The sequence below is a fragment of the Kitasatospora sp. NPDC057518 genome (assembly GCF_042802075.1).
In the GTDB taxonomy this organism is placed as follows: Bacteria; Actinomycetota; Actinomycetes; order Streptomycetales; family Streptomycetaceae; genus Kitasatospora.
This window is the reverse complement of sequence record NZ_JBHVEU010000662.1, coordinates 1-3,297: the sequence shown is the minus strand read 5'-3', so window position 1 is coordinate 3,297 and position 3,297 is coordinate 1. Positions and strand designations below refer to the sequence as shown.

General features: G+C 71.3%; 2 protein-coding genes. Both read left to right on the top strand.

What is annotated here, in order from left to right; genetic code table 11:
• On the top strand, nt 1–1,575 hold a 1,575-nt coding region (locus ACFU7Z_RS37985), incomplete at its 5' end, for a M28 family peptidase (RefSeq protein WP_380782663.1).
• A gap of 266 nt (nt 1,576–1,841) precedes the next feature.
• The gene (gene lpdA, locus ACFU7Z_RS37980) at nt 1,842–3,248 is read left to right on the top strand and encodes a dihydrolipoyl dehydrogenase (RefSeq protein ID WP_074003526.1); all 1,407 of its coding nucleotides are present in this window, start codon (nt 1,842–1,844) and stop codon (nt 3,246–3,248) included.
• The last annotated feature ends 49 nt before the right edge of the window (nt 3,249–3,297 follow it).

The following is a 3,297-nucleotide window of genomic DNA, read 5'->3' as shown; positions in this document are numbered from 1 at the left end:
TCCACAGGACGCCCGCGAACCGCCGCCACCCGGCGGAGCGCGGGCGCCGCCCTGACCGTCGCTGCCCTGGTCGCCCCGCTGCTGCTGGCCGGCGCCGGCAGCGCCTCGGCCGACCCGGACCCGGCGCGCAAGGGCGCCAAGCTGGCCTCCCGGCTGGTCGAGGCGAGCAGCGCCCGGGATGCCCGGGCCACGCTGGCCGCGCTCCAGCTGATCGCGGACCGCAACGGCGGTACCCGGCCGGCCGGTTCGAAGGGGCACGACCAGTCCGCGCAGTACGTCTACGAGCAGGCGCGGCGGGCCGGACTCAACGTGTCCAAGCAGGAGTTCGTCTACACCTACTTCGAGGCCCGCTCCGAGCACCTCGACGTGGTCTCCCCGAAGGCCGAGTCGGTGCCGGTGATCGCCATGACGTACTCGGTGAGCGGTCCGGAGGCGGGCCTGACCGCGGACCTGGCGGTCGCTCCGGTCGGCGCCACCACCGGCTGCACGCCCGCCGACTACCCGGCGGGCGCCTTCACCGGCAAGATCGCCCTGATCCGGCGCGGCGGGTGCAGTTTCGCCGAGAAGCAGGCCGCCGCGGCCGGCGCGGGGGCGGCCGGGGCGATCATCTACAACAACACCGAGGGCAGCCTCAACGGGACGCTCAGCGAGCCGACGGCGGGGAGGATCCCGACCGGCGGGATCACCGAGGCCGCGGGCGAGGCGCTGGCCGCCCAGGCCGCCGCCGGGCCCGTCCGGGTGACCCTGGACGTCCGCACCTTCATGGAGCAGCGCAAGACCTGGAACGTCATCGCCGAGACCCGCGGCGGCGACCCGAACCACACCGTGATGGTCGGCGCGCACCTCGACTCCGTCCCCGAGGGGCCGGGCATCAACGACAACGGCTCCGGCACGGCCGGAATCCTGGAGGTCGCGAGGAACCTCAGCGTCCACCCGGTGAAGAACAAGGTCAGGTTCGCCTGGTGGTCGGCCGAGGAGTTCGGCCTCAAGGGCGCCGAGAAGTACGTGACCTCCCTCTCCGACGCGGAGAAGAAGAAGATCAGCCTCTACCTCAACTTCGACATGATCGCGTCCCCCAACTACGCGCAGTTCGTCTACAACGGCTCCGGTAGCGCGGGCGGAGACGCGGGCCCCGAGGGCTCGGCCCAGCTGGAGCGGGACATCAACGGCTACCTGGAGGGCCGGGGCCTGCCGCACGACCCGACCGCCTTCGACGGCCGTTCCGACTACGGTCCGTTCATCGACGCGGGCATCCCGGCCGGCGGCACCGACACCGGTGCCGAGAAGGTCAAGTCCCCTGAGCAGGCGGCCCGTTACGGCGGCACGGCCGGCGTCGCGTACGACCCGTGCTACCACAAGGCCTGCGACAACCTGGGCAACATCGACATGGGCGCCTTCGACGTCAACATCGACGTGATCGCGAACGCCGTCGGCACCTACGCCTGGGACCTCTCCTCGCTGCACCGGCCCGTCCCGGCCCAGCGCCCGGCCGTGAAGGCGGCGCCCGGCGCCGGCTCGGGCACGACGGGTATCGGCGGCACCAACGGCGACCGCTTCCACGGCGTGGCGGCCTGACGCCCGGGTGGGCCCACCGCCGCCCCCGGCCGGCGGGCCCACCCGACCGCCGTACGCGACTGCTCCATCCGGGACCTCCCTCCGTCATCGGCCCTGGTGGCCACGGGTGCCGTCACCGTAGCGGAGAGCACTGACAAATCCGGCCGCGGGCCGGTACGGTGCCGCGCGGGGCGCATCCGCCGAGACCCGGTGGGTGCGCCGAGCACGGTCCTGACACCATGGGACCGAGATCACGACACCGTGACACCCTCGGAGGAGTCAGCAACATGAGCACGCACTACGACGTCGTCGTCCTCGGCGCGGGCCCGGGCGGCTACACCGCCGCCGTCCGTTCGGCCCAGCTGGGGCTGAAGGTCGCGGTCATCGAGGCCAAGTACTGGGGCGGCGTCTGCCTCAACGTCGGCTGCATCCCCTCCAAGGCCCTGCTGCGCAACGCCGAGCTCGCCCACATCTTCACCAAGGAGGCCAAGACCTTCGGCATCAAGGTCGAGGGCCAGGTGACCTTCGACTTCGGCGAGGCCTTCCGGCGCAGCCGGTCGGTGGCCGACGGCCGGGTCAAGGGCGTCCACTACCTGATGAAGAAGAACGGCATCACCGAGTACGACGGCTGGGGCACCTTCGTCGACGACCACACCCTCCAGGTGGCGCTCAGCGGCGGCGGCTTCGACGTCGTCACCTTCGACCACTGCGTCATCGCCGCCGGTGCCACCACCCGCCTGCTGCCCGGCACCAGCCTGAGCGACCGCGTGGTCACCTACGAGGAGCAGATCCTCACCGAGCAGCTGCCGGAGAGCATCATCATCGCGGGCGCCGGCGCGATCGGCGTCGAGTTCGCCTACGTGCTGCACAACTACGGCGTGAAGGTCACCATCGTCGAGTTCCTGGACCGCGTGGTGCCGCTGGAGGACGTCGAGGTCTCCACCGAACTCGCCAAGCAGTACCGCAAGCTGGGCATCGAGGTGCTGACCTCCACCCGGGTCGAGTCGATCGACGACAGCGACCCGAACGCCAAGGTCCGGGTCACCGTCACCAAGGACGGCCAGCAGCAGGTGCTGGAAGCCGACAAGGTGCTCCAGGCGATCGGCTTCGCGCCGCGGGTCAACGGCTACGGCCTGGAGAACACCGGGGTCAAGCTCACCGACCGCAACGCCATCGCGGTGGACGGCCGCGGCCGCACCAGCGTCGAGCACATCTTCGCGATCGGCGACGTGACCGCCAAGCTGATGCTCGCGCACGCCGCCGAGACGATGGCCGTGATCGCCGCCGAGACCATCGGCGGGGCGGAGACCATGGAGGTCGACTTCGCCATGATCCCGCGCGCCACCTACTGCCAGCCGCAGATCGCCTCCTTCGGCTACACCGAGGCGCAGGCCCGCGACCTGGGCTACGACGTCAAGGTCGCCAAGTTCCCGTTCACCGCCAACGGCAAGGCGCACGGGCTCGGCCACCCGATCGGCTTCGTCAAGGTCATCAGCGACAGCACCCACGGCGAGCTGCTCGGCGCCCACCTGATCGGCCCCGAGGTCACGGAGCTGCTGCCGGAGCTGACGCTGGCCCAGCAGTGGGACCTGACCGTCCACGAGGTCGCCCGCAACGTGCACGCCCACCCGACCCTGGGCGAGGCGGTCAAGGAGGCCATCCACGGCCTCGCCGGTCACATGATCAACATGTGACGCGCCCTCCCCGAGCGCATGCCGCGCCCCCGTCGAGCGACCGCTCGGC